The sequence below is a fragment of the Psychrobacter aquaticus CMS 56 genome, assembly GCF_000471625.1.
GTDB classification, from domain to species: Bacteria; Pseudomonadota; Gammaproteobacteria; order Pseudomonadales; family Moraxellaceae; genus Psychrobacter; species Psychrobacter aquaticus.
Genome location: NZ_AUSW01000027.1, coordinates 11,971 through 37,086, shown reverse-complemented (window position 1 = coordinate 37,086; position 25,116 = coordinate 11,971). Strand labels below are relative to the sequence as shown.

Genomic DNA, 25,116 nt, shown 5'->3' with positions numbered 1-25,116 from the left:
CTTTTAGGCTGATGCTAAAACTGCCCCATACGGCGTTGCAAGTCTCGCCAAGGCATTAACATTATCATCGACTTGCGCCTTGTCTGGAACCGTTTTAGCGATCAGCAGTGCCTATTTGTGAATATCAAACACGCCCTAATTAATGAGCAAGTAAATGGCGGTATTTTATCATGGACAGCGTATCATTGTATGAGCATAATCTGTAAGCCATTCCATTTATAAATAAAGAAGGCCGTAAATGAAAGCACTTGTACAACGGGTACACCGCGCTAGGGTCGTTATCGATGATCATTGTGTTGGTGCAATCGAACGTGGTTTGTTGGCTTATATTGGCTTGGGACATGAGGACAGCTTAGAGAGTGCACAGCGAATGATCGATAAAATCCTCACGTATCGCATCTTTGATAATGATGACGATCCTGCCAAATACGGTAAACTGGATAAAAATGTGCAACAAGTCGGTGGTGGGTTGTTATTGGTATCACAGTTTACCTTAATGGCAAAAACAAACAAAGGCCGTCGTCCTGATTTTGGTGAAGCGATGGCACCTGACGCGGCAAAAACATTGTTTGCTCAATTGGTTGCTTATGCTCAGACGCAACATCCTAATGTTGCCACTGGTCAATTTGGTGCTGATATGCAAGTTGAGAGTATCAATGATGGCCCACTGAACTTTTTATTAGAAGTGGATTAAACGATTGAATAAGTTGTCAGCTACAGTCGATTCAATCTAAAAATCATATCAGTAGTACGTTACTATAAGTGTGTCTTTCTTATCTTGAGCTGACTATATTAATCGCTTAAAAACCCAATGTCATCGAGTTGTCATAATTAATTTGTTTAATAGAGAGAAGTTGGCGAGCATTTATCGCCTTTTTTACATGCTAAACTTTGTCCTCTAACACTGAGAATGCCGTATGTACAATGAGCAAATTTTGATTGTTGAAGATGAACCCGCCATTCGTGAAATGATCGTAATGACACTAGAGATGGCAGGGTTTGATAGCTTGCAGGCAGCTGATGTGTCAGAAGCGCATCAACAAGTAGTCGATCACAGGCCAGCATTGATTTTGTTGGATTGGATGCTACCGGGGGATAAAAGCGGCATTGATTTTTGTCGTATGCTAAAAAACGATGATTTGCTCTCTGAGATACCAGTCATTATGCTGACCGCCAAAAGTGAAGAAGACAGCAAGGTTCACGGTCTCGATGCTGGTGCGGATGATTATATGACCAAGCCATTTTCGACGCGTGAGTTGATTTCAAGAATCAAAGCGGTGCTGCGCCGTAGTAGTGCGCTCAGTAACGATAAATCGATCGAAATAGGCAATTTAAGTTTAGACCCAAAAAGCCAACGCGTGATGGCTGCTGGCAAAGTTATTGAGGTTGGGCCTACTGAGTATCGCTTATTGGCGTTTTTTATGAGTCATCCAGAGCGTGCTTATACACGGACACAATTACTGGATCAAGTATGGGGCGGAAATGTGTATATTGAAGATAGAACCATTGATGTCCATATCAAACGTTTGCGTACATTACTGCGCCCCCATAACTGTGATACGTTGATACAAACGGTACGCGGTACTGGTTATCGATTTTCTAGCCTCATTGAACCAATGTAGCTTGTTATAAGTAATTCACAATCAGAAGTGTCATCGTAATCTAACGTAACACAGCGAGTAGTGGTAAGGAGGATAGATGAGCAACATCGCGTCGATGGATAATGAGCCCCAGAATCAGTTAGAGCCAATCGCCCAGCAAAATACAACGGATCAACTCAAAAAAATCAGAAGCGCCTTACGGGCATTACGAGATGCAGTAATTTTACTCAACGAAGATGACAGTTTGGAATGGTGGAATCAATCTGCTCAAGAGTTATTGTCATTACAACCAGATGATAAAGACAAAAGTATTTTTGATTTTATTCGTGTGCCTGAGTTTCGTCAATATTATCAGGCGACTACAACATTTAATGATAGTGTGCATATAGAGTCATGGCAAGACCCTAAGCGCTATCTGAAATGTGAACTCACACCTTTCGGCGATGAGAAACTGCTAATTATTTATGATGTCACGCGCTTGCAGCATTTAGAGGAGATGCGTCGTGACTTTGTAGCGAATGTCTCGCATGAACTGCGTACACCGTTGACCGTAATGATGGGGTATCTAGAAAACTTCTCAGATCAACCAGATATGCCACCGCATTGGCGACGCGGTTTTGAGCTAATGACTCAGCAAACTGCCCGTATGAATAGGATTGTGAATGACTTATTGTTGTTGTCTCGCATTGAAATCGAAGAGACTCATGAACTTAATTATATCGATATGACCCGTTTGCTTACCAATATTTATGACGATGCGCAGGCTTACAATCAAGCATATGGCCATACCATTCATTTGCAGATAGATACCTATGATGGGTTGTATGGTTCGGAGATGTACCTAAATAGTGCGTTATCGAATCTGGTTATTAACGCCATTAAATACACACCAAAAGGTGGCAATATTGCCATTAGCTGGACAAAGACTGCTGATGGTTGTCGTTTTGCTGTCGAGGACAATGGTATTGGGATTGCGCCGGAGCATATCACACGTTTGACTGAACGTTTTTATCGCGTTGATAAAGGTCGTAGCCGTGCCACAGGTGGAACTGGGCTGGGACTAGCAATTGTAAAGCACGTCTTGTATCAACATGAGGCCAATTTGCAAATTGAGTCAGTAGAAGGAGTCGGATCGACTTTTAGTATGGTGTTTCCAGCAGCTTACGTTCGCTCTGCGTCCACCGATTAATATTAAAATTTCTTGCTAATTTTTATAAACTATAGTTGATAATAAATAGAATTGATACAAGATATCATGATGCTAGACTGGGATAAATTTTTCTGGCTTGCTGTGCCTTCGCAGCTCGATGCTACAAAAAATTTATCCTAGTCTCTCCGTGTATTTCTTATAGTGAATTGACTACATCTAGAAATAGGGCGTTACCAACTTTAGTCTTTTTGCAAAAGCGGATATGGGTTAACGGCGCTGCCATTGATATAAATGCCATAATGGACATGAGGCGGTGTGCCTTTGGCGTTGCCGCTATCACCAACATAACCAATGATGTCACCAGCATTTACCCAGTCATTGGGCGCGATGTCAGCATAGTCTTCTAAATGGGCATAGTAATGCCCTGCACCCCCTGGTCCTACTACCACGACCACGCGACCACCCAAATTATTTTCCCCAACTTTACTGACGATGCCTTGCGTCGTTGCTTGAATCGGTGTGCCTCGCGGGGCAAAGATATCAATCCCTTCATGTGAGCGTCCTTGACTACGCGCGGCGCCCCATGTATCGGTCAGTCGCTGTTCGGGCAGCGGATTGGGCAAGCTGTTTTCTGTGGGTGGTTCTTGTTGCATTAGGCTGAGCTGTTGCCATTTCGCCACCATAAATGACTGTGTCTGTTGACTGATGCTTGGCAATAGTTTATCGAGTATAAATAGTAATGCTAACAGCACAGTAGCCCTAATCAACACCTTTAGTACGCGGCTCAAAAGTGCAGGTTTTTGTTGCTTGTTTTCATCATTTGGTGGCATTAAAGTCTCTTATCTTTTTTAGATTATTTTAAATGATAGTATATGGGTTTTATGGGTCTGCGTTTGTATAGCATTGTTATATAACAAGTTTATTCCCATGAATAGCGTATTTACTCTATAGTCGATACTAAATAAAGTGGATACACGATATTATGACGCAGGACTGGTACAAATTTTTCTGCCTTGCTGTGCCTTTGCTGCCAGAGGCTACAAAAAATTTATACCAGTCTGGCTGAATCTCTTTTATAGCAACTTGACTATACGATACCACGACTGTTATTTAGACTTATGGATCATGCCTTATGACTGATTTTGATACTGCCCTGATTATTGACACTGAAACCGATCAAGGGCGTGATCCACGACCGATCCAAGTAGCGACCATCAATGTCACTACGGGCTATGAGTGGATGAAGTACTTCAATAGTGGCCGTCCAATATCACCGATTGTCATCAAAGTGCATGGCATTACTGATGAAGATGTCGCGGGTCTTGAGCGTTTTGAGTTGGAACAATTTGAATTGCCAGCGTACTTGATTGGTCATAATGTTCGCTTCGATTGGCGCGTGATTGGTAGTCCCTCTACCAAGCTGATTTGTACCGTTAGACTGGCGCGCGCCGCCTTTCCAGAGTGGCATGCTTATGGTCAGTCCAAGTGTATCGAGCAGCTATTGGGCAACGGCGCGGCGAGCAGGATGACGATTGCAGCTCATGACGCGCTAGGTGATGCTCGTATGTGTTATTTGCTGTATCGGGCGTGCTGTGAGCGTTTAGAGATTTCGCCGACGGATTTTGCAGCGGCACATGCCATCTCTAATACTGCCAATCCTGTGAGTAAGATGCCTTTTGGCAAGCATAAGGGCAAGGCAATCAAAGACGTACCTATCAGCTATGTGAAATGGATGCTTGGTAACATTCATAACATGCAGCCGTCACTGTATTCTGCGTTAAACAAGCGTATCAAGGCAGAAGAGCCAACAGAGCATATCAAGGAATAATGAGGCGCATCGAGGTGTGATATAAGCGCTAAACGGTTATTGCTGATGCAACCAATCCACCGCCATCTGCCATAGCGTTGGTGCTTTGGCGTTGGTTTTACTACTGAAATAACGCATGTGACCGATATGATGTAGCCCAAAATCCTTGGGTTCTAAAAAGCGCTTTTCGACTGGCATTTTTGTAAATACGCGTATCATATCGTCCATGTTTTTGCTATTGGCGATATCATCATCGCTAAAGCCGAGCCACAATGCGGGCATGTTTATCTCATCATAAAAATGCGTGTGTATACTTTTGCCAAAGGCTGTCTTGATATAGCCTGCGCCATTGCACCACTCACGCCACTGCTTCGCAACACCGCGCGGCAGCGGTTCACCCATACCAATTTTATCCGAAGGCGTGTAACCTAATGCTAAGTTAGTGACAGGAATAAAGGCGTCCATAAAGCCCATCGCTTTGAGCTTATAAGGCAATTCCATGTTTTTGATACGGCCTGAGGAACAAGCCACATTAAATACAGAGGCAATGACCTTGTGATTCGGCATCAAACCAATCAGTTGACCGCCCGCGCTATGACCGATTAGGTGGTAAGTGGCATCGGCAAATTCATCTTGCAACGCATCGAGCACAGCTGGCATATCATGACGGCCCCAGCTGATTAAAGACGCGTCACATTTCGCCAAATAGGTCGACAGTGATTCGCCAATCCCTTCATTGTCGAAGGTCAGCACACCAAAGCCATGACTGGCTAAGTGCGTCGCAAAATTATGGTAAAACTGTCGTTTGATGCCCGTTGCTGGGGCTATCATGATGGCTTTTTTTATCGTTTCTTTAGGTCGATACACAGTCGCGGCTAATGGCTGGTTACGGTCGGTCATTATACTCAGTAAGTAGGTGTCGATATCCGCATGGGGATTGATGGTAGCGTCAATAATATTACTGCGTTGCGCTACAGAAGAAGGCGTTTTATGATTATCCATGGTTTTACCTTAATAGTTTTTAGTCGTACGGCATGATTGGTTATTTGGCATAATTTATCAACGCTCCGCATCAAAAATGTAGTAATTGCGTAGTGGTAAATCGTTGCTACCACGTGATGCCATTGCTTATGTTAAGATGAATGCTGATGAGCAAGGCGAACAAGAATGACTTCCAAGTTCTATCTAGGGCGTGTCCTCAATCTGAACGAGGATGCCTAAATGTTTATAAAAATGGCTAAATATTCGCCAAACTGTGTCAAATAGCTGGTTAATATCTCGATATTATCAGCACTATTTTCCTTGTTTGGCTTCAATTTATCTCATTTTTATAACCATTTTCAAAATGAGGACACGCCCTAGTTTGTCTGATAAGATTGTCTACAAAGATTTGAATAAACGTTTTTTTTGACGATTTAAGATCCGCTCAGAAATGCGTACCAATAAGCACACTAAATAAAAACAATTGATATAAAATTAAGGACGCTATATGCAAATGAAAATTAACAACGATACTTATGAAGTCATTACTAGCCAAGATATCACTGATATTGAAAACGCGGTAGACAAGTCAACGCTGTCGATGCCGCTGGTGGCGGTTTACTGTGGCTCACGTCTGGGTAACAGTGAAGTGTATGAACAAGCAGCCCGTGAGCTGGGTCTCGCTCTGGCGGAGAATGGCTTGGGACTGGTATATGGTGGCGCGAGTATCGGTCTGATGGGTGCTGTCGCAGATGAGGTTATTCAAGGCGGTGCGCAAGCGGTGGGGGTGATTCCAACCTTTATGCTAAAGCATGAGATTGCTCATGAACAGCTGACTCGTTTGCATTTGACCGATACCATGCACACACGCAAAACAGTGATGGCAGAGTATGCTGATGCCTTCATCACTCTACCGGGTGGGCTCGGAACACTAGAAGAAATCATGGAAATTGCCACATGGCGTCAGTTGTATCAACATGAAAAGCCGATGATTATCCTTAATATTAATGGCTTCTATGATCGTATGATTGAGCATTTAAAATATACTGCTGATCAGGGCTTTATGAAGCAAGAAGACCTTGAGCGTTTGGTGGTTTGTAATACGATTGGTGAAGCCATTGACTTGTTAAAAACCGTAGTGACCATCGAAGATACAGTCGATACTGAAAAAATGGTAGGTAGCGAAAGCTAAGATTTAGGGGCTGTAGTGCTTGTATGTTTTTCCTTGCGGCTTTAATTTTGCAAATGGTATGATTTTTCATTTTATGTAAAAGAAAAAGGCGTTGGTAACCAATGATTGGTTATCGACGCCTTTTTTTCTTCTTTTAATGCCACTATAAAGAACTATGCCTCATCTGGTGACAGGTCATCTAAGGTTTTTTCGCGGATACCATGATTCACATTCGCCATCGCCAGCGGGAATCCACGTTCTTCAGCCAGTACACGCGCAACTTCATCGATGATTAAACTGTCATTGTGCACTAAGTAAGGCCATTCATGGGCATAACGATTACGATTTGCTGGCGTGTCATTATCAATCAAGCCAAGCGTAGTCAACTCATCCACAATTTGATCAGCAGCAATCAATGTTGATGACGCTTTTACGTTCTCAGCGCGGGCATAGCGTATATTAGAATAAAGGCTCACATCAGCGACTCGCAATGTATCGTCTTGGCCTGGAATTTGTTGACCACCATACAATGCGTTACCAACTGTGCGCGCACTATGAAATGTCGGTACAAACTCCGCTACATAGTCAATCGCTTGCTGACTACGCGCTTGGAGCGGTGCTTTATCCCAGCCATCTTCAATATAATGCACGTATTGCGGAGGCAGCTTAGGTTGGGCACTGTCTTTGCTAGACGCGACCAATCCGTCATCGAATAATGTGATAAATTTACTCATACCATGTATTTGAAAGTAGCCACCAGGATAGGGTGTGAGCTGTGCCATGCCTTCTGGTGTGCCGCGACTGCCATAAACGATGATCTCTGGTATTTGGCCACCCGCATTGTCCCAATGAGTGATATAGGAGGATTTAAACTCAACCATGCGAGTGACTTTTACACCAACCATATCGTCGATTACGCCAGTACGGAAACCGCAAGCATTGATTAAATAATCGACTTCGATAGACTCAGGTTCTGCATGCGTTGCTTGCTGGCTGAATGTTTGTTGATAGTCGATGCGCCACTTAGTAACATGGTGGTCAGCGTTTGAGCAGTTTTCACAATCCACAGGCATGACTTGTTTCACTTGAGTATCGGTAAAGACATGTGCGTGCTCATAACCTTCTAGTGCCAACTGCGCAGAGGCGGCCAGACGAAAGATATTCCAACCATACTCTTGTACGACAATCAGCGGAAATTTGACTTTATTTAAGTCTAGATACTTAGCAACCGGTATCATCCACTCGTCAACGGTGCTCGGCACAGCGACTTGGTGGCGCTCAGACAGCTCAATCAATTGCTCATGACTGTATAACTGATAATAATCTTCAGGATCGCCCAAAACTTTATTATTGGCATCTTGAGCAATAAGGTCACGATAAGCTTCTGTCAAGATATCAAGGCGCGGTAGTAAGTCTTCGGGCAAGCCTTCATCGCGAGTCGGAACAGCAAATACGGTTGGGCGTACATCGATGGTATAAGGATAAAGACGTAAAATATCGATGCATTGTTTGAGAAGCGCGACGCAATCTTCATCGGGGATTTCACGGTATAAATTGCCACCTGCATGCAAATGACACATAGGCGGTCCATCTATCAGCGATTTATTTTTTTCAAATAAGTAAGTATCCAGCCCGAGCGCCGCTAAGCGAATTGCAATGGTTGCTCCGGCCGTACCACCACCGAGAATACCAACACGTTTGGTGGAATGAACATGATTTTTAGTAAGAGAGTGAGTCATTGTCGTCATTGTATCCCTAGTAGTATCCATAGCTAGTAGCATCCACAGCAGGTCATGCTCGGCGTATACATTAAATATATTATCACTGTTGATATGCGTGCAAAGGCAGTCAAGTTCAATGTGTATATTAAGCCGCAATGGTCATTTTTTATTGTGTAGTGTTTCTTAATTTCTTTAGCGACATTGTACGAAAAACTACAACTGATATGAGGGCAAATACGTAAGTGGGTACATGAGTTTTGTCAATGAATAGCCGAGAACAATTAGAAAAGCAGCCACATATAATGGCTGCTTGTTTGAAATTTAGAAAAATTGATAATGCTGCTTGACCTAAACGTTAGGTTTATTTCGCTTTTTTCTCTACCAATTCACCATCGATTTGGATAGGAACGTTGGTCGTGATGCCATCAGCAAAAGTGGTCATACCATAGGCGGCGCGATCAATGTTACCAGTGGCACGGAAACCAACAACAGGTTCTTTCGTAAGCGGGCTATTCGCAATTTTATTCAACTTTACATCAAGCGTTAGTGGTTTGGTTTGACCAAGCATCGTAAAATCACCCGTTACTTTGGCTTGTTGCGGATTAATAAAAGTGACTTGGGTAGATTTAAACGTCATGGTTGGATATTTTGCAACATTAAAGAAATCATCTTTCTTTAAATGCTCGTCACGCGCATCCCAATTGGTATCGATACTGTCAGTTGCAATCGTAAAGTTCATATTGGTTTTGCTTGGGGCTTTGATATCGTAATTAACCATGCCTTTGACATCATTAAAATGCCCCATAGTGGTTGAAAACCCCAAATGGTTAACAGAAAATCCGACACGAGTATGTGAGTCATCTAATTGCCATTGGCTTGGCAGGGCAGCGCTTGCCATAGTAGTGACAGCCAGTGCTGAACTGATTAGTAATGTTTTTGCGGTGTTTTTCATGACAGTATTTATCATTGAATTGTCCTTAGTTGGGGTTTGTTAAGTAAAGGGGGTTTATTGCTGGTCAGCAGTTGTAAAGTGTTTGTCATTATAAGTCGGTATAATTAAAAACAAGCCATTTAAAAAGGTTGTTTAAAAATTACAGATTAGAAACTATAAATATTAATGATACATAAATATTAATAATGCAATTTTCTAATTGTTAATGAAAGCTACAGTAACAGATTTTATTGATAATTTCAGCTAAATGATTATTGTACTAATGTAACGTATTTTTCTCAACGCAATAAGCGTCTTGTTGACCACTTATCACACATAGGTAGGATAACTGCTACTTGCATCAAACACCAAAAACCGTTAGAATCGCGGTTTGATTTTCCCGCTGGGGAAAGGCTAAGCGAGCAGAAGAATGGTGTTGGGTGCTGGAATAAGCCAGTGACACAGTTGCCATACTTGTAAATGTCCTTAGTGCCTCAGTTACGTATGTCATCGTTCGTTTAACACATCTTAAATAGGATGTTCAGACGGGCTATTCATACATCGGACATAGAGAGTTTATTATGCGTAAAGATATCCATCCTAATTACCAAGACGTTTTATTCCATGACACTAACGCTGACGTGTTCTTTTTGACTCGTTCAACCGTTAAGACTAAAGCCACTCGTGAATACGAAGGTACAGAATACCCATACTACCCACTTGATATCTCAAGTGCGTCGCATCCATTCTATACTGGCGAGCAGCGTAAAACATCTACCGAAGGTCGTGTTGCTAGCTTCAACAAACGCTTTGGTGCATTCGGTGGCCGTAGCAAGAAAGCCGCTGATTCTGCTGAATAATTTACACTTATTGTGTAAAGGTATTTTGCTAAGCAATAAAAAACCGCTGATGATTCAGCGGTTTTTTTTGGGTTTTTAACAGCAAATTTTTTCTGATTGCCAGCTAGCATTTTAAGATGGGGACGTATCCAGCAACTGTGTGATACGTTCGGCCAATTGCTGCGCCCAGTAACCATACATCAAACTACTAGGGTGAAAGCCATCACTTGCAAACATCACGGCAATATCGATAGGTGTGCCGTTAGAGTGCTCTTCTATCATTCGTGGGAAATCAGTGGCCATATAGTTGACGCCATCATGAGCATCACAAACTTGTTGCAGTATTCCATCAAGAATAGACGCTTTAGCACCAACAAAGTTATTCAGTGGAGCAGGTATCGCAGGCATTTCTGCCATCGGCGGTAGACTAAAAAAGATTAATTCTTGCGCGCCAAATTTACGCTGAGCAATCGCAATGATGTCTTCAATTTGCTGTTGCCATTTATTCACAGAAACGTTAGCGGTGGTGTCATTAACACCGACACTCAGCACCATCATATCTACAGGCTGAGTAGCCGCAGGTAAGACGTACAACCGACGTAAAATATCAAAACTGGTATGTCCTGTCGTCGCCTGCAACGACCAGTTCAGCATACTAAATGTCGAGTTGATCGTGGGATGTTGCTCCAAAACTGGAATCAGCCTGCCGACCAGCGCTTCTTGCTGTGTTTGACTACCGACACCAGCTGCTGCCGAATCACCAACGATCATGAGATTAAGCGTTTGCTTGGATTCATCTGTTGATGTATCAGTAGACTTGTTCAGTTGAACAAGCCCATGCCTTTCGCCATTTGGTTCAGGAAGACGCAATGTGTCACGCTTGATTTTGCGCCCTTGATAAAGATAAACAGGAGCGAGCAGCATGTCTCTTGCGACGGTCGCGACTTTATTGCTATTTATCATATTGCTACCATCCCGCACGCTCCCGAATAGTCGTGAGACTGTCTTCAATTAATAATTGACCATCAACATAGACATCGCGTAATAGGTTGCTGGTATTGGCAGATAGCTCATCTGCTTTGATGGTTTTTATTGAGCCGTGGCTGTCTTCGATCAAAGCCAAACGTCCTTTTTTTGAGCGTTTAGAGCGGCTAGTCACAGGATCTTTATAGATATCTTTCCATGTACCGTCGATAGAGATGGCGCTGGCTTTCATTGCCCAGCTCATCGTGTCGCGATTGACTTGTTGTAGTAATCCGCCGCCCATACCAAAAGTGACATTGTCTGCGCTAAAACCTGCTTTTATAACCACTTCAATGATCTTGCTCAAGGTTTGTGGACTGATGCCGTCACCTTGAATGATACGTACATAATCAGGCAGGACTTTATAGCCCTTGCTGTTGATGGTCGTTCCAAATTTCACTGCCAACCGCTCTAACGCTTCACGCACCACTTTGGCAGGTTCACCACTGTCTGGTCTGATGACTAAGGTACCACCCATGTTTTTCACATCGTCTTTTAGGCTGCCACCCCAGATATTGTCAATGGCATTCCATAAGTCATAGCTATCAGACACAACAGAAAAGCTTTTTCCTTCGCCGCCAAACTGCTCAATCATATTGGCAAAGGCGGCAGTCTCACCATCACGGCCCCATGCTGTCATGGTACTGTGCTCAGCTGCAGGGATAGAAAACGCGGGCATATCATTGCCCATTTGATACCAGCGACTGGCAGCAACCAACGCGGTCATCGAATCCGTCCCAGCAAAATTCACCAAATGTGCCAAACTGCCAAGCGCGACGGACTCCTGACTAGAAGCGCCCCGCGATCCAAAATCATGCAAACGAAAGGTAAGCGAGTCTGTGTTATCCGCCGACTTTTCTAGTGCTTGACGAATGATGCCTTTGCAATAATGCGAGACACTAGCGACGGTGGAAGGATACCAAATCGCCCGCAATAGTGCAGTTTCGATGTAACTCGGTAACCAATAAAACTCAGGATCGGTATTGATGATTTGGCAGACCACATTGGATACTGGCACGATGCTGCCTTCGGGTACAGCTTCGATGCGTAATGGCAGGTAGCCATCGTGCTTGTCGACCAAACGCTCCCAACCCGCACGATTAAAGGTCAAGCCATGCGCTTGAATGACCATTTCGGCTTCATCAATATCTTGATGGGTGATTGGTGTGCTTAGGTATTCTTTGATAAAGGCTTGCAAGCCAAAGAAAACTACATCGTAGTCGCCTTTACGTGCTTCGATGTAGCTCGACAGATACTCACTACCGCTTGGATATTGCACCCAATGCGAGGTTTTGTAGCTGTCGCTGTTTAAGATTAAATTGCTTAGATTACTGGTATACATCACAGAACTCCTCTGCTTTTAGATGCCGCATCTGCTTTGATGAGCTAACAGTTGCGGCGATTAACCATTGCCGTCTATCGGCGCTGGCGTGAAAAACATAAAATAAATCATGTAGTCTGTCGTCATGCTTAGTTTTTTTCTAATGGAGGTGCTATACCTTTCACTAGAAAAAACCTAGAGCCCAACCATTTTGGTAATAATCGCATAGTGATCTTCAAACATCATTTTGGCATCCAGCTCAGCGAGCGGCAGCCAAAATGCTTGAGCGGCATCGTCGCCACCTTTTACTTTTGGCAACCCTTTTGGATCATTTTTGAGCTGAAAGTAAAACGCTTGAGTAATCGTGCGACCACGCGCTGAGCGATACGGGTCATCAAAGGTATGTTGACTGTGGCAAGAGCCGCGCAATACAGGTTGAGGAACTTTGAGACGTGTCTCTTCGCGTAGCTCACGGATACAAGCATCGAATAACGTCTCCTTTGGATCTACAAACCCACCTGGCAATGCCCATAATCCGCGCCCTGGCATACTACGGCGCTCAACCAACAAGATATGTCCTGACTGTATGATTAAAGCATCAGTCGTCATAAAGGTGGGGGCATAAGGGGCAGATTCCCATTGCCTTTTGTATTTATCAATAAAGTCTGCTTCTTCATGTAGCTGTTGGTAGTCGTCAGTTTGTTTGAAGTCGTTAAGGACGTTGCGTGTTGACTCAGGCGTGCGTTCAGGCGTTGGGGTAGCGCCCATGAGATAGCTGTCACGAATAGGCGTGGCGGATAGATTGTGATAATTAGGCACTGAAACGGATGCCCAGTTAGGGAATAAGGATAAGTAGTAAGATGAGCTATCTTTTGAATGACCGATCAGACCAATATCCGTTTGCAAATCGCCCGTGACAGATTTTACGCCAGCTTGCACATATTGTAGCCAGCGCGTGTCATTGTATAGGGCATCGTCTAATCCAACGCAGTGAATCCGAGCCGCTTCCTCTGTTGAGTAGGCGCCCTTAATCATGGCAGAACGCTCAGCGACACTAAAGGGGTTGCGCAAGCTGCGTGGTAGGTTGGCGGAGCCAATGAGCATAATCACGTCATCCGAGCGTTTGAGCGCCTCATCAATGACTGCCTTATGGCCACAATGAAACGGCTGGAAACGGCCGATAAAGACCAAATAACGATAGTGTTTTTTGTTTTGCTTATTCGGTTGTTGCTTGTCTGTCGGTTGCTCTGCTGATTCACTCATAGACGTCCATTTCCTACCGCTTTTTTTAATGATTAAAAGTTAATGACGCTAATACTGACACAGCCCATGACTTTTTGACAAGTGGAAAGATGTTTTGCCAAAGGTAATATTTAGGTCTTATTCAGATATATAAGTGTATTGCCTATGATTAGCAGCGCTATAAACAAAATAATGGTAACTATGTAAAGTATAAAGTAGCACTTAAATGCATTTATCTCTTTAAGTTTTAAATCATTTTTATAATCTGCGTAAAAGATTATATGGTATGAGGGATTGTAAAAAAAAATGAGTAAATAAGGTGCTTTGTCGTAATATTTCATGATTTTTTTGGTTAAGATAAAGTAATACCTATTAGCGATTATCATAGTGATTATCAGAATAACAAAGATGCTCAATATTATAGTTACCATTATCTAGTCCGTTTATAAATATATGCTTTGGTTTAGTTTTTATTTATGGATATAATTTTCAGTAACAGCATTTTTATGTAAAAAATTATTGCTAAATTTCTTACGAAAATCCTAATCATCACAATCTATCATTGTAAATCTAGTGTGATCGATAAAAACAGCTAGTATTTTCATTTATGTTTAATGCGATTAATGATAGGACGTATAGGGTTTGATAAATGTATGGCGTTAACTGGCATAAACCTCTTACGATTTTAAAGCTACCTTGGGTGCTTGATAAGTGATACAGCTGTCTTTATATAAAGGATAGCTTATCGGTCATTATACCAATAATGCCTAATCTACTGATTAGTAGCGACATTAAAAAAATCAATCACAACCATTAGTAGCGCTCGCTATCTAATTCACAGTAGCGCGGTCGGAATTAATGCTTGATTCAGGTATAATAGCAATTATAACCGCATTAAATTTTATAAACATCGTGGTCAGTGTCATACAATAATAAATTTCAATCATTGATAGTCTGCATGTCTTATATAATCCGTAAAATTTTAGAAAATCCAAATTCACGACACAGTAGCCACGATAGATATCGCATTTGTGTCATAACGCATAGGAAATATTATGAGTGAGCAAAACCAAGCTGATAACCAACTAGACCAGTCTACCGACTATGAATCAGCACTAGATACTGAGCAAATTGAAACAAAAAGTAATATCACCATCACTGAGTCGGCTCAAGGATATTTGGCAGATTTGTTGTCTAAGCAAGATACTGATGGTATCGGTGTGCGTATTTTCGTTGAGCATCCTGGCACGCCGCGTGCAGAGTGCTGCATGGCATATAACCAGCCAGGTGAAGAAGACAGTGCTGATCTGCGTTTTACCTATGACAATTTCTCTGCGTTTATTGAGGCGGCGTCAGTCCCTTATCTAGAAGATGCGGTCATTGATTATAATAAAGACCGTTTCGGTGGTCAGCTGACGTTCCGCGCGCCAAACTCTAAAGTACCAAAAGTGGGTGCGGATGCCAGTGTTGAGGAACGCATCAACTACGTATTGCAGTCAGAGATTAACCCAGGATTGGCGGCGCATGGTGGGGACGTACAGTTACTTGAGCTGATCGACGAAGAAGGCGTTGGCCTCACTGCTGTCTTGAAATTCGGCGGTGGTTGCCAAGGTTGCTCGGCGGTTGATATGACCTTGCGTCAAGGCGTTGAAGTACAGCTTAAACAGCAAATACCAGAGCTGACGCAAGTGATTGATGAAACCGATCACACGCGTACAGAGAATGCTTACTACAAATAAAAGCGTTAGTAAAAGCCAAAGATTTGAGTAAATGCTAAAAGTTATTTTTAATTAAAAAGCCGAGTTCTAATGAACTTGGCTTTTTTTATTGCTATGATTTGGCAGATAGCTTTTTTGAAATGATTTTTACATGCTAACTTTTTAGCCAATTATTTTTAATTAATACAAAGGAATGTATGATGAGTGATGAACAACCAGCCCAGAAACCACAGACTCCCCAACGTCTAGAAACCTTGGCGATTCATGCTGGTTATACTGTTGAGCCAACGACCAAAGCGGTGGCAGTGCCTATTTACCACACCAGCTCGTATGCGTTTGACAACACTCAGCATGGGGCAGACTTATTCGATCTAAAGGTGACGGGTAATATTTATACTCGTATCATGAACCCGACCAACGCTGTGTTAGAGGAACGCGTGGCAGCGCTTGAGGGCGGTATTGGTGCGCTTGCTGTGGCATCAGGCATGGCAGCCATTACTTATGCCATTCAAACCATTTGTGAAGCAGGCGATAATATCGTCGCGGTATCGACGCTGTATGGTGGTACTTATAATTTGTTTGCTCACGCCCTACCGCGTCAAGGCATCGAAGTGCGCTTCTTTGACCACAAAGATCCTGAAGCGATTCGTGACTTAATCGATGATAAAACCAAAATGGTCTTTGCAGAAAGCATTGGTAATCCGCTAGGTAATATTGTAGACATTCAAGCACTCAGTGATATTGCCCATGAATACGGTGTACCAGTGGTAATTGATAGTACGGTTGCGACGCCTGCGCTATGTCGCCCGTTTGAATTTGGCGCTGATATCGTCATTCATTCATTGACCAAATACATGAGTGGTACAGGGACATCAATTGGTGGTGCGATTGTCGATAGTGGTAAGTTCCCATGGGGCGACTATCCTGAGCGTTTCCCATTATTGAACACACCTGATGCCAGCTATCATGGGGTAAATTTTGTCAAAGATGTGGGCGCGCCAGCCTTTATTGCCCGTGCTCGTGTGGCACCACTACGCAACACTGGGGCGGCACTCAGTCCGCTAAATGCTTTTGGTATTTTGCAAGGTATGGAAACGCTTAGTTTACGCATGGAGCGTCATGTGCAAAACGCCCAAGCTGTCGCAGAATACCTGCGTGATCATGAAAAAGTGGCTTGGGTAAAATATGCGGGTTTACCAGATCATCCTGAACATGAGCTTGCCAAAAAATATATGAAAGGCACGCCGTCTGCTATTTTGACCTTTGGGGTAAAAGGAGGACTCGAAGCAGGGGCGCGCTTTATTGATGCGCTACAGTTGATTACGCGTTTGGTGAATATCGGCGATGCCAAATCTTTGGCCTGTCATCCAGCGACAACGACCCATCGCCAATTGAATGAGCAAGAACTTGAGAAAGCAGGGGTAAGTACAGATATGGTGCGTTTGTCTATTGGTATCGAACATATCGAAGACATCAAAGCCGATCTGGCGCAAGCTCTAGCTTCGGCGTAGCTATGAACGTTTTTTTATTAAGCTAGCTAGATAATTCAGTGAGTAGTACGCAGAAAGCCCGTATCAAATCGATACGGGCTTTTCTATTCAGAATCAAAAATACGTGTGTTTATTTTAAGCAGATAACACGCGCTGAGCGATATCTTTATAATCCTGTGATGCCAAGCGCGGGCCAAATTGTTGGATGACTTGGGCGGATACTTCGCTGGCAAGACGACCGCATTCTAGCAAGCTGTATTGTTGAGACAGCGCATATAAGAACGTACCAGCATAGTTATCACCCGCACCATTGGTATCAATGACATTGGCAACCGCTGGTGTCGCAATGTCATAAATCTCAATCTCTGAGGTATTATCAGACTTATGGGCAATGATTGCCCCGTTGGCACCATCTGTGACTACGGCTGTTTGGCAGTAGTCAAGTAGCGCGCGTGCTGCCGCTTTCACTTGTTTTTTATCGGTGAATAGCTTGGCTTCTTCACTATTACAAAATATCACAGCGACTGTATTGCCAAGCATATTGAGCAGACCCTCTTTAGCAAATTTCACTACGGCGGGATCGGCAAAGCTTACCGCAATTTTTGCTCCATGAATGCCCGCTTGTTGGCGTAATTGGGTCATCGATGGTTGAATGCTCTCAGACATGGCCAAATACCCTTCTATGTATAGCCAGTCTGACTGCGCCAATGCCTCAAAATTGACATTATCAGCAGTGATGTCGCTTGAAGTACCAAGATAAGTTTGCATGGTACGTTCGCCATCTTCGGTCACTGCGACCACACAAGAGCCAGTGACACCGCCTGTATGGATGGATTTTTCTGAGGTTGCGACGCCTGCTTCATGCAAGTCCTTTAGGTAAAATGCACCTTGACTGTCGTCCCCAACGCGGCAGGCATAAAAAGGCTTGCCGCCTAGACTGGCAAACGCGTACATCGTATTGGCAGCTGAGCCCCCGCCAGCTTGTTTTGATGGCTCAATCTCAGCAAGTTTGAAATAAGCGAGCAGTTGTTGTTGCTCTTCGATATCTGCCAGCGTCATATTGCCTTTGGTCAGGTCTGTCTCTTCTAATGCGGCATCCGATAACACATATTCGTGGTCAACTAAGGCATTCCCTATGGCCATTACATCGTACATTGCTTACCCCTTTTCAATGAATTTATAAACGTCTATTTTTTATATCTACTGATGTTAGTATCCGTCTCTCTTAATACTAAGACTGTAATTCAAGCAAGCGTTGATAAAGCGCATTCTTTTTTACGCCTGTGATATCAGCGGCCAATGCCGCCGCCTTTTTAACTGATAAATCCTCTAACAGACGCTGCAACAATTTATCATGCGTGCTGATGTCATCGGTATCTTGTGCCACATTCACACCAGCGACCACAACTACGATCTCACCGCGCTGCTGATTGTCGTCTGCTTTTACAAATTCTACCAAATTGCCAAGTGTGCTCTTGTGTACGGTCTCAAATGTCTTGGTCAATTCACGACAAAAAGTCACTTCGCGCTCAGCCCCGAATGTCGCGGCCATGTCTTCTAAGCTCGCAATAATACGATGCGGTGCTTCATAAAATATCAGCGTTTCGGTACGTGAGTGTAAAGCGCTCAGTTGTTTTTGGCGACCATGCGTTTTTGCTGGCAAAAAGCCAATAAAGCTAAAGCGATCTGATGGTAAGCCTGCAACTGATAAGGCCGCAATAGCAGCAGATGCCCCAACAATGGGTGACACTGTAACCTTTGCCGCATGAGCAGCTTGCACCAATTGATAACCCGGATCACTTACCAGTGGTGTCCCTGCGTCACTAATCAAGGCGACCGAGTGACCTTGCTGAATCATCTCGATGATTTTGGGTGTTTGTACCGCGCTATTGTGCTCATGATACGCCCAAAGCTTATTATGACCTTTTTGTTTTGTGGCAGTATTAGCGTCATTGTCGGTGTCATGAGTTACAGACTCTTTGGTGTCGTCCGCTTTATTACCTTTGGTATCAATACCAAAATATGACAGTAGCTTACCTGAGGTGCGGGTATCTTCGCAGGCAATGATGGCAACTTGCTTTAAAATATCGATTGCATGCGGTGTCATGTCATTCAGATTACCAATCGGCGTGGCAACGATATATAGACAAGCTGGCATCGCAGTAGGGGTAGACATGAAAACCTCGAATCGTTAAAAATAATAAAGTACCGTTAACTATACTGTCAGCATGCATTATTTGTCTCAGAAAAATAATGCATGATTGTGTATGGATAAATGGCACAAAAGTGGTTAGTTTAGCATGTTGTGCTATGATAATTCTGAAATGTTAATCAGATCTATTGACCTCATGGCAAACCATAAATTACTCCATAAAACCTTGGCCCTGAATTCACCAACACAGCGCCAAGGCAGTCTGTTTGAGCAGCAGGCGTGTGAATTTTTACAAAGGCAAGGGCTGCGCTTGCTTGCACAAAACTGGCAGCAACCAAAAATTGGTGAGCTAGATTTGGTCATGTTAGAGACGGGGCCAGCATGGTCGACGCTGGTATTTATTGAAGTACGCCAGCGGCAACGTTCGGGTTTTGGCGATGCAGCGCTCAGCGTCACACCGAGTAAACAACGTAAGGTGATTAAAACTGCCAAATATTTTTTACAACAACACCCTGAGTATGCGCATTATGATTGTCGGTTTGATGTCATTGTTTATAACACGACGAGTAAAATGCCGCTCAAAGGACGACTGATAGACAACCAACCAGAATGGCTTCAAGGTGCTTTTATAGCCAATGCTTGGTAATAGGTACGGTATGGTAATAGCATATAGAAATACTCTTATTGATGGGTTAAATAAAGTTAGACAATCAATGACCGTTACCAAAAACCTAACCGCCATCCATAAAAATTCAGTAAAGTAGCTCAATTAATAACCAGTAAATTTACAATTACCAGATTAATTGAATTTCTATCATTGACACAATTATGCTCTAAGAGGTAAATCATGACACGGATGCATTTGCGCACTGCTATTTTTGGTTCATCACATCGCACTGCAATCGGCGCAGTGCTGATGGCTGGCATTATTAGTACGGGCTGTACCACCAACTATTTGACCAATAGCACTGAGGGAACTTATGGCGTACCAATGACTGAGCGCACCATTCCGCAGCGTTTGCTTGATCGTAGTATCGAACATACGGCCAAAATCAATGTCTACGGTCTAAGAGAAGACTTGCAGCAAATCAGTCGTATGGGCATTGATAGCTTTAATAGTGAAGTGTTATTGACAGGTGAAGTACCGACTGAAGCAATCAAAGCAGAAGTAGAAAAAGTCGTCAGCTCCATGCCAGATGTGCGCCGGGTTTATAACGAGCTGGAAGTCAGTGCTTCAAAAGGCTATAGTTCAACCGTCCATGATGGCTATATCACCTCAAAGCTACTGGCAAAAGTAGCCACGAGTGATGGGGTTAAAGCATCGCAAATCAAAGCGGTGACCAATAATGGTGTGGTTTATATCATGGGACGTATGACACCCACTCAACAGAGTCACTTAGTTGATATCGCCAATACCACGGTTGGTGTTACAGAGTTGGTATTACTAACGACGGTCGTCGATGATAGAGGCATAAAAATAAATGAAGACGACATTATGTATGAGAATAACTTGGCAACTCCTGCGGCAGTACCAGTCGTAGAAGGGGCAGCAATGTCGAACGTCAATAATTCTACCATGACAGAAGCCGCTAGTACGGCGACACCCATTATAGTGACAGAGGAAGGTGCTACCGTCGACCAACCGTCATCAAGCCCATATATCGAGCTTTATCAGAATCAGTAAAAGGGTGTCTAATGATAAAAGTCTGATAATAAAAACAATCACGGTTAATAGAACAAACATATAAGCATGATTGTTTCAGAGTGCGATGTAAATGTCCACGTAAATATAAACGGTGTGTGCTGGTCACCTTGTGTTTAGAATAGCTAATATTATAGAGCGTTAAATGACAATAAACCTAAACAGTGATAACAGTAAAAGCACGAAAAATATTCAGTCAGAACGTAATATATGAACCGTGAAAGTAGATAAAACCGCGCCAACAGTACCGCAAAAGGTCATCATTCTACTTACCAATCATTGACTGACATATAATAGGAATACTGGTTATGAAGGTTTCAAGTAAAGGCACAGCAAAAACCAAAGCACATACATTGACAGGGGTAGGCGTTACGGCTGCATTAGCGATAGGCGGCATTGCGCTGGCCACGCAGCAAGCACAAGCGTTATCAGCGCTGGCCATCGTCAATGGCATCACCGCAAATGGTGGTGTTGGTGTGAGCAAAGACATTCTATATGGCGATGAACCCTCACAAGATTTAGATATTTACTATCCAAAGCCTTTAGCACAAGCAATGAAAACCCAAAGTGTGATAGAGACCACATATCCCATGGTGGTATTTGTCCATGGTGGCTCATGGGAAAGTGGCAACAAAGAAGAATATGCTTTTGTTGGACAGAGCTTGGCGCAAGCAGGCTATATCACTGCCGTGATTAATTACCGTAAAGCGCCTGAGCATGTATATCCTGACTATGTGAAAGATGCAGCACAAGCGATAGCGTGGAGTTATGACAATGCAAAAAACTTTCATGCTGATCCTGAGCGTTTAGCGGTAATAGGACATTCTGCTGGCGCGTTCAATGCAGTTGCCGCAGTCGCTAACGAAGACTTTTTAGCGCCATATGGTGTCAAGCCAAAAGATCTTGCTGCGGTGATTGGCATCGCTGGTCCTTACAGCTATGATTTTCGTAAATTCAGTAGCGCGACAGCCTTTGGCGCAGGTGCGACGCCAGATGACGTCATGCCAGATCGTCAGATTAAAGGCGCGCAGCCACCTTATCTATTATTGACCGCCGAAAAAGACAAAGTGGTTCATGCCACCAATAGTATTAAAATGACCAACGCGCTACAAAAAGCTGGTGTCATTGTTGAAACTGGGGAAATCAGAGGTGCCAGCCATGCCACCAGTATTGGAGCAATGGCGCCGCCACTACGCTGGGTTAATGATGTTCGCGCCCAAGTATTAACCTATTTAGACAAAACGCTAAAATAATCCATACGGTCGTGTAGCTACTTTATAGTCAGTTCAGCATTAGAATATATCTATTTTATTTAGAATCGACTATACGCTATTACTTCTACTTCCAAGCAGTTGCGTAAGACAGTACTGTAAGATGCGCAAACTCTTGTTATAATATCGGCACTTTAAATTTCCATTTCAGAATCTCCACCCCACTTTACTGTAAGGCAGAATATTCTATGAGCATGAACGCTGACGATTTGATCGCATTTTTACAAACTCATTTCCCAGATGCTTTTATTCAAGCTGCCAATCAAGGCAATAAGTTTGATGTACGTGTGGTCGATGCTAGCTTTGAAGGCAAACGTGCCGTTCAGCGCCAGCAAGCGATCTATGCGCTCGTCAATGATAAGATTGCGAGTGGCGATATTCATGCGCTCAATATTCAAGCACTAACGCCTGCTGAATGGGATGTTCAATCAAAAGGCTAAATCACTATTTATAGGATTAAACTTCATAGAATAGATTGCTTAGACGATCGGTTTTAGAGGGTTTGGTTTTCATTATTTTTATACTTATCGCTAGGTTGTCACGTTTATGGATCAATTTTTAATCACCGGTAGTAGTCGTATCGCAGGGGAAGTTACTATTTCTGGCGCCAAAAATGCCGCTTTACCGTTATTGGCAGCCATGATATTGGCTGAGACCCCAACGACATTGCACAATGTGCCATCATTACAAGATGTACGGACGTTGATAGAATTGATCGGTGGCATGGGTATCCATATCCAAAAACAAGACGATACGGTTACTTGTGATACCAAGAGTATCGATAATTTTTATGCGCCGTATGATTTGGTAAAAACCATGCGTGCATCGATTTTGGTGTTAGGGCCATTATTGGCGCGTTTTGGTGAAGCAGAAGTCTCATTGCCGGGCGGCTGTGCGATTGGTTCGCGTCCAGTTGATCAGCATCTTAAAGCGTTTGAAGCAATGGGCGCTGAGATTAGCGTAGAAAATGGCTATGTAAAAGCGCGAGCACCAAAAGGTGGTAGATTGCTTGGGTGTCATTTCTCATTTGATATGATTACTGTTGGCGGTACTGAAAATGTCATTATGGCAGCAGCGCTTGCCAAAGGTACGACGGTTCTGGGCAACTGTGCGTTAGAGCCAGAAGTCGTTGATCTGGCCAATATGTTGGTTGCCATGGGTGCTAAAATTAGCGGCATCGGTACGGCAACCATGACTATCGAAGGCGTTGAGCGTCTGCATGGCTGTGAGTATTCTGTGGTAGCAGATCGCATCGAGACAGGTTCGTATCTTGCTGGCGCGTTGATGACTCGCGGTGATGTATTAACCAAAAAAACCACGGCGTCTTTATTACACCCTGTGCTTGAAAAATTTGAAGCCATGGGTGCAATTATTACCACGGGCGATGACTGGATTCGGGCGCAGATGAAAGGGCGTCCAAAGCCAGTTGATATTCGCACTCAGCCCCATCCCGGCTTTCCAACAGACATGCAAGCACAAGTAATGGCGATTGCATGTTTGGCTAATGGCACGAGTACATTCATAGAGAATATTTTCGAAAACCGTTATATGCATGTGCCTGAGCTTAACCGTCTAGGCGCTTCTATCCAAGTTGACGGTCATACAGCAGTGGTAAAAGGAGTTGAGAACTTTACAGCAGCCCCAGTGATGGCAACTGATTTACGTGCGTCTATGTCATTGGTGATGGCTGCCGCGACTGCTGAAGGCGATAGCTTGATTGATCGTATTTATCATATTGATCGTGGTTATGAGGATGTCGAAAATAAACTGCGCGCCCTTGGTGTCACGATCGAGCGTATCAATAACAAGGACTGATATTAATAGTCTTATCAAGTAAGCTTTGATAGGTATGTTATTGATAGATAGTAGTTGCATTGTGAAATTGATTGAAAGTTTGGCGTTATGAAATTAAAAAATTCTCTTTAATGAGGATGCCCACTGTATATGGACACGATGTCATTATGACTGAAGCAACCAAACCAATACCCGCCAGCGGTTTATTGAACGAAGTAAATGATGAGTTCTCAGGCTTAACGCTGGCCTTATCAAAGGGTCGTATTTTAGAGGAGACCATGCCATTGCTACGTGCGGCTGGTGTCGACTTGCTAGAAGATCCTGAAGCGTCGCGCAAACTTATTTTTCCAACCTCAAACCCCAATGTGCGTGTATTGATTTTGCGTGCTAGCGATGTACCAACCTATGTAGAGCATGGTGCTGCTGACTTTGGTGTGGCGGGTAAAGATGTATTACTGGAGCATGGCGCCAATCATGTTTATGAATTACTTGATTTGCAGATTGCTCAGTGTAAGTTGATGACTGCTGGTGTTAAAGGTGCGCCATTACCCAATCGTCGTTTGCGTATTGCCACCAAATACGTCAATGTTGCTCGTGCTTATTTTGCTAGCCAAGGTCAGCAAGTGGATGTGATCAAACTTTATGGTTCTATGGAGCTTGCGCCTTTGGTTGGCTTAGGTGATTTGATCGTCGATGTGGTAGATACTGGCAACACCTTACGCGCTAATGGACTCGAAGCACGCGACCATATCTGTGATGTCTCCTCACGTCTGATCGTTAATCAAGTGAGCTATAAGCGCAAATTTGCCTTACTTGAACCGATTTTGGACAGTTTCAAAAACAGTATTGCTAGCGCTTCATGAGTCAGCGGTAATCATTGATAATACAAAGTCTTGTTATACAAATTTTCAAACCAGTTTGGCGTTCTATGATAGACATAGCGTGCTAAACTGGTTTTATTGTCTTTATACCAAACCCAAAAAATACAAGTAGCCGCATTAAGCGCTTAGCTTGCCATGCGTGGCACTGGCACTCATTTTTCTTACTACTCTGATTTTTGAGATTGGTATTACTTGCCAGAAAACAAAAGCCCAGTATAATCTAAGTGAGATGCCAGTATAATTAAGTGAAAAGATAATAAATACGTTGATATATCATTGATCCACTTTAAAAAGGTTACTGTTTTGCTGGTGTGAATTTTA

23 protein-coding genes are annotated in these 25,116 nt (G+C 43.3%); 14 read left to right on the top strand and 9 right to left on the bottom strand.

The genetic code is table 11. The annotated features are described in order from the left end of the window. Positions 1-238: 238 nt before the first annotated feature. From dtd to phoR, 3 genes are all read left to right on the top strand, one after another. On the top strand, positions 239-694 hold the full coding sequence (gene dtd / locus M917_RS07465) for a D-aminoacyl-tRNA deacylase (protein ID WP_021814192.1): 456 nt from the start codon (positions 239-241) through the stop codon (positions 692-694). Positions 695-917: 223 nt separating this feature from the next. Further along, on the top strand, positions 918-1,622 hold the full coding sequence (gene phoB / locus M917_RS07460) for a phosphate regulon transcriptional regulator PhoB (protein WP_021814191.1): 705 nt from the start codon (positions 918-920) through the stop codon (positions 1,620-1,622). A gap of 76 nt (positions 1,623-1,698) precedes the next feature. Next, complete coding sequence (gene phoR, locus M917_RS07455) at positions 1,699-2,790, top strand: phosphate regulon sensor histidine kinase PhoR (RefSeq protein ID WP_021814190.1); 1,092 nt, start codon at positions 1,699-1,701, stop codon at positions 2,788-2,790. Positions 2,791-2,990: 200 nt separating this feature from the next. Here the strand turns inward: phoR and M917_RS07450 are convergent, their stop codons facing one another. Further along, the gene (locus M917_RS07450; RefSeq protein ID WP_021814189.1) at positions 2,991-3,581 is read right to left on the bottom strand and encodes a M23 family metallopeptidase; all 591 of its coding nucleotides are present in this window, start codon (positions 3,579-3,581) and stop codon (positions 2,991-2,993) included. Positions 3,582-3,883: 302 nt separating this feature from the next. On the opposite strand from M917_RS07450, the gene M917_RS07445 reads away from it, so the two are divergent. Beyond that, positions 3,884-4,579, top strand: coding sequence for a putative quorum-sensing-regulated virulence factor (locus M917_RS07445; RefSeq protein WP_021814188.1), 696 nt, complete (start codon positions 3,884-3,886; stop codon positions 4,577-4,579). A gap of 36 nt (positions 4,580-4,615) precedes the next feature. On the opposite strand, the gene M917_RS07440 is transcribed toward M917_RS07445, so the two are convergent. Further along, on the bottom strand, positions 4,616-5,458 hold the full coding sequence (locus M917_RS07440) for an alpha/beta hydrolase family protein (RefSeq protein WP_051354246.1): 843 nt from the start codon (positions 5,456-5,458) through the stop codon (positions 4,616-4,618). Positions 5,459-6,047: 589 nt separating this feature from the next. On the opposite strand from M917_RS07440, the gene M917_RS07435 reads away from it, so the two are divergent. After that, positions 6,048-6,731: an LOG family protein gene (locus M917_RS07435; RefSeq protein WP_021814186.1), complete on the top strand. Its 684-nt coding sequence runs from the start codon at positions 6,048-6,050 to the stop codon at positions 6,729-6,731. Between the two features lie 152 nt (positions 6,732-6,883). On the opposite strand, the gene M917_RS07430 is transcribed toward M917_RS07435, so the two are convergent. Both M917_RS07430 and M917_RS07425 read right to left on the bottom strand, forming a co-directional pair. Next, a complete protein-coding gene (locus tag M917_RS07430) occupies positions 6,884-8,449 on the bottom strand; it encodes an FAD-dependent oxidoreductase (RefSeq protein WP_040642318.1) in 1,566 nt (521 codons plus the stop codon). 343 nt (positions 8,450-8,792) lie between these two features. Continuing rightward, entirely contained in the window at positions 8,793-9,398 is a 606-nt protein-coding gene (locus tag M917_RS07425; RefSeq protein WP_021814184.1) for a YceI family protein, read from the bottom strand. A 545-nt stretch (positions 9,399-9,943) separates the two neighbouring features. Between M917_RS07425 and M917_RS07420 the strand changes: the two genes are divergently transcribed. Next, entirely contained in the window at positions 9,944-10,222 is a 279-nt protein-coding gene (locus M917_RS07420; protein ID WP_021814183.1) for a type B 50S ribosomal protein L31, read from the top strand. Positions 10,223-10,333: 111 nt separating this feature from the next. Here M917_RS07420 and M917_RS07415 read toward each other — a convergent pair whose 3' ends face one another. The 3 genes from M917_RS07415 to M917_RS07405 form a co-directional block, all read right to left on the bottom strand. Further along, positions 10,334-11,164 (bottom strand): SGNH/GDSL hydrolase family protein, encoded by an 831-nt coding sequence (locus tag M917_RS07415; protein ID WP_021814182.1) that lies wholly within the window; start codon positions 11,162-11,164, stop codon positions 10,334-10,336. Between the two features lie 4 nt (positions 11,165-11,168). Continuing rightward, entirely contained in the window at positions 11,169-12,566 is a 1,398-nt protein-coding gene (locus M917_RS07410) for a nicotinate phosphoribosyltransferase (protein ID WP_021814181.1), read from the bottom strand. 174 nt (positions 12,567-12,740) lie between these two features. After that, complete coding sequence (locus M917_RS07405; protein ID WP_021814180.1) at positions 12,741-13,808, bottom strand: bifunctional nicotinamide-nucleotide adenylyltransferase/Nudix hydroxylase; 1,068 nt, start codon at positions 13,806-13,808, stop codon at positions 12,741-12,743. 1,034 nt (positions 13,809-14,842) lie between these two features. On the opposite strand from M917_RS07405, the gene nfuA reads away from it, so the two are divergent. After that, on the top strand, positions 14,843-15,526 hold the full coding sequence (gene nfuA / locus M917_RS07395; protein WP_021814179.1) for a Fe-S biogenesis protein NfuA: 684 nt from the start codon (positions 14,843-14,845) through the stop codon (positions 15,524-15,526). 179 nt (positions 15,527-15,705) lie between these two features. Beyond that, on the top strand, positions 15,706-17,016 hold the full coding sequence (locus M917_RS07390; protein WP_021814178.1) for an O-acetylhomoserine aminocarboxypropyltransferase/cysteine synthase family protein: 1,311 nt from the start codon (positions 15,706-15,708) through the stop codon (positions 17,014-17,016). Positions 17,017-17,130: 114 nt separating this feature from the next. On the opposite strand, the gene M917_RS07385 is transcribed toward M917_RS07390, so the two are convergent. Beyond that, positions 17,131-18,150, bottom strand: a complete 1,020-nt coding sequence (locus M917_RS07385) for an adenosine kinase (RefSeq protein ID WP_040642301.1) — start codon at positions 18,148-18,150, stop codon at positions 17,131-17,133. A gap of 76 nt (positions 18,151-18,226) precedes the next feature. Next, a complete protein-coding gene (gene rsmI, locus M917_RS07380; protein WP_021814176.1) occupies positions 18,227-19,171 on the bottom strand; it encodes a 16S rRNA (cytidine(1402)-2'-O)-methyltransferase in 945 nt (314 codons plus the stop codon). A 124-nt stretch (positions 19,172-19,295) separates the two neighbouring features. Here rsmI and M917_RS07375 point away from each other — a divergent pair, with 124 nt between their 5' ends. The 6 genes from M917_RS07375 to hisG all read left to right on the top strand — a co-directional run bounded on the left by M917_RS07375 (position 19,296) and on the right by hisG (position 24,777). Next, positions 19,296-19,793: a YraN family protein gene (locus M917_RS07375; RefSeq protein WP_040642299.1), complete on the top strand. Its 498-nt coding sequence runs from the start codon at positions 19,296-19,298 to the stop codon at positions 19,791-19,793. 201 nt (positions 19,794-19,994) lie between these two features. Continuing rightward, positions 19,995-20,831, top strand: a complete 837-nt coding sequence (locus tag M917_RS07370; RefSeq protein WP_040642295.1) for a BON domain-containing protein — start codon at positions 19,995-19,997, stop codon at positions 20,829-20,831. Between the two features lie 326 nt (positions 20,832-21,157). Then, positions 21,158-22,102, top strand: a complete 945-nt coding sequence (locus tag M917_RS07365; protein ID WP_021814173.1) for an alpha/beta hydrolase — start codon at positions 21,158-21,160, stop codon at positions 22,100-22,102. Positions 22,103-22,314: 212 nt separating this feature from the next. Continuing rightward, positions 22,315-22,560: a BolA/IbaG family iron-sulfur metabolism protein gene (locus M917_RS07360; protein ID WP_025652491.1), complete on the top strand. Its 246-nt coding sequence runs from the start codon at positions 22,315-22,317 to the stop codon at positions 22,558-22,560. A 106-nt stretch (positions 22,561-22,666) separates the two neighbouring features. Further along, positions 22,667-23,935, top strand: coding sequence for a UDP-N-acetylglucosamine 1-carboxyvinyltransferase (gene murA, locus M917_RS07355; protein WP_021814172.1), 1,269 nt, complete (start codon positions 22,667-22,669; stop codon positions 23,933-23,935). A 146-nt stretch (positions 23,936-24,081) separates the two neighbouring features. Further along, complete coding sequence (hisG, locus tag M917_RS07350; RefSeq protein WP_021814171.1) at positions 24,082-24,777, top strand: ATP phosphoribosyltransferase; 696 nt, start codon at positions 24,082-24,084, stop codon at positions 24,775-24,777. Positions 24,778-25,116 lie beyond the last annotated feature (339 nt).

What these genes read in the sequence shown, in the direction of transcription:
- dtd (WP_021814192.1), top strand. Translation starts at nt 239, where the DNA reads ATGAAAGCACTTGTACAACGGGTACACCGCGCTAGGGTCGTTATCGAT.
- phoB (WP_021814191.1), top strand. Translation starts at nt 918, where the DNA reads ATGTACAATGAGCAAATTTTGATTGTTGAAGATGAACCCGCCATTCGT.
- phoR (WP_021814190.1), top strand. Translation starts at nt 1,699, where the DNA reads ATGAGCAACATCGCGTCGATGGATAATGAGCCCCAGAATCAGTTAGAG.
- M917_RS07450 (WP_021814189.1), bottom strand. Translation starts at nt 3,581, where the DNA reads ATGCCACCAAATGATGAAAACAAGCAACAAAAACCTGCACTTTTGAGC.
- M917_RS07445 (WP_021814188.1), top strand. Translation starts at nt 3,884, where the DNA reads ATGACTGATTTTGATACTGCCCTGATTATTGACACTGAAACCGATCAA.
- M917_RS07440 (WP_051354246.1), bottom strand. Translation starts at nt 5,458, where the DNA reads ATGACCGACCGTAACCAGCCATTAGCCGCGACTGTGTATCGACCTAAA.
- M917_RS07435 (WP_021814186.1), top strand. Translation starts at nt 6,048, where the DNA reads ATGCAAATGAAAATTAACAACGATACTTATGAAGTCATTACTAGCCAA.
- M917_RS07430 (WP_040642318.1), bottom strand. Translation starts at nt 8,449, where the DNA reads ATGACTCACTCTCTTACTAAAAATCATGTTCATTCCACCAAACGTGTT.
- M917_RS07425 (WP_021814184.1), bottom strand. Translation starts at nt 9,398, where the DNA reads ATGATAAATACTGTCATGAAAAACACCGCAAAAACATTACTAATCAGT.
- M917_RS07420 (WP_021814183.1), top strand. Translation starts at nt 9,944, where the DNA reads ATGCGTAAAGATATCCATCCTAATTACCAAGACGTTTTATTCCATGAC.
- M917_RS07415 (WP_021814182.1), bottom strand. Translation starts at nt 11,164, where the DNA reads ATGATAAATAGCAATAAAGTCGCGACCGTCGCAAGAGACATGCTGCTC.
- M917_RS07410 (WP_021814181.1), bottom strand. Translation starts at nt 12,566, where the DNA reads ATGTATACCAGTAATCTAAGCAATTTAATCTTAAACAGCGACAGCTAC.
- M917_RS07405 (WP_021814180.1), bottom strand. Translation starts at nt 13,808, where the DNA reads ATGAGTGAATCAGCAGAGCAACCGACAGACAAGCAACAACCGAATAAG.
- nfuA (WP_021814179.1), top strand. Translation starts at nt 14,843, where the DNA reads ATGAGTGAGCAAAACCAAGCTGATAACCAACTAGACCAGTCTACCGAC.
- M917_RS07390 (WP_021814178.1), top strand. Translation starts at nt 15,706, where the DNA reads ATGAGTGATGAACAACCAGCCCAGAAACCACAGACTCCCCAACGTCTA.
- M917_RS07385 (WP_040642301.1), bottom strand. Translation starts at nt 18,150, where the DNA reads ATGTACGATGTAATGGCCATAGGGAATGCCTTAGTTGACCACGAATAT.
- rsmI (WP_021814176.1), bottom strand. Translation starts at nt 19,171, where the DNA reads ATGTCTACCCCTACTGCGATGCCAGCTTGTCTATATATCGTTGCCACG.
- M917_RS07375 (WP_040642299.1), top strand. Translation starts at nt 19,296, where the DNA reads ATGTTGTGCTATGATAATTCTGAAATGTTAATCAGATCTATTGACCTC.
- M917_RS07370 (WP_040642295.1), top strand. Translation starts at nt 19,995, where the DNA reads ATGACACGGATGCATTTGCGCACTGCTATTTTTGGTTCATCACATCGC.
- M917_RS07365 (WP_021814173.1), top strand. Translation starts at nt 21,158, where the DNA reads ATGAAGGTTTCAAGTAAAGGCACAGCAAAAACCAAAGCACATACATTG.
- M917_RS07360 (WP_025652491.1), top strand. Translation starts at nt 22,315, where the DNA reads ATGAACGCTGACGATTTGATCGCATTTTTACAAACTCATTTCCCAGAT.
- murA (WP_021814172.1), top strand. Translation starts at nt 22,667, where the DNA reads ATGGATCAATTTTTAATCACCGGTAGTAGTCGTATCGCAGGGGAAGTT.
- hisG (WP_021814171.1), top strand. Translation starts at nt 24,082, where the DNA reads ATGACTGAAGCAACCAAACCAATACCCGCCAGCGGTTTATTGAACGAA.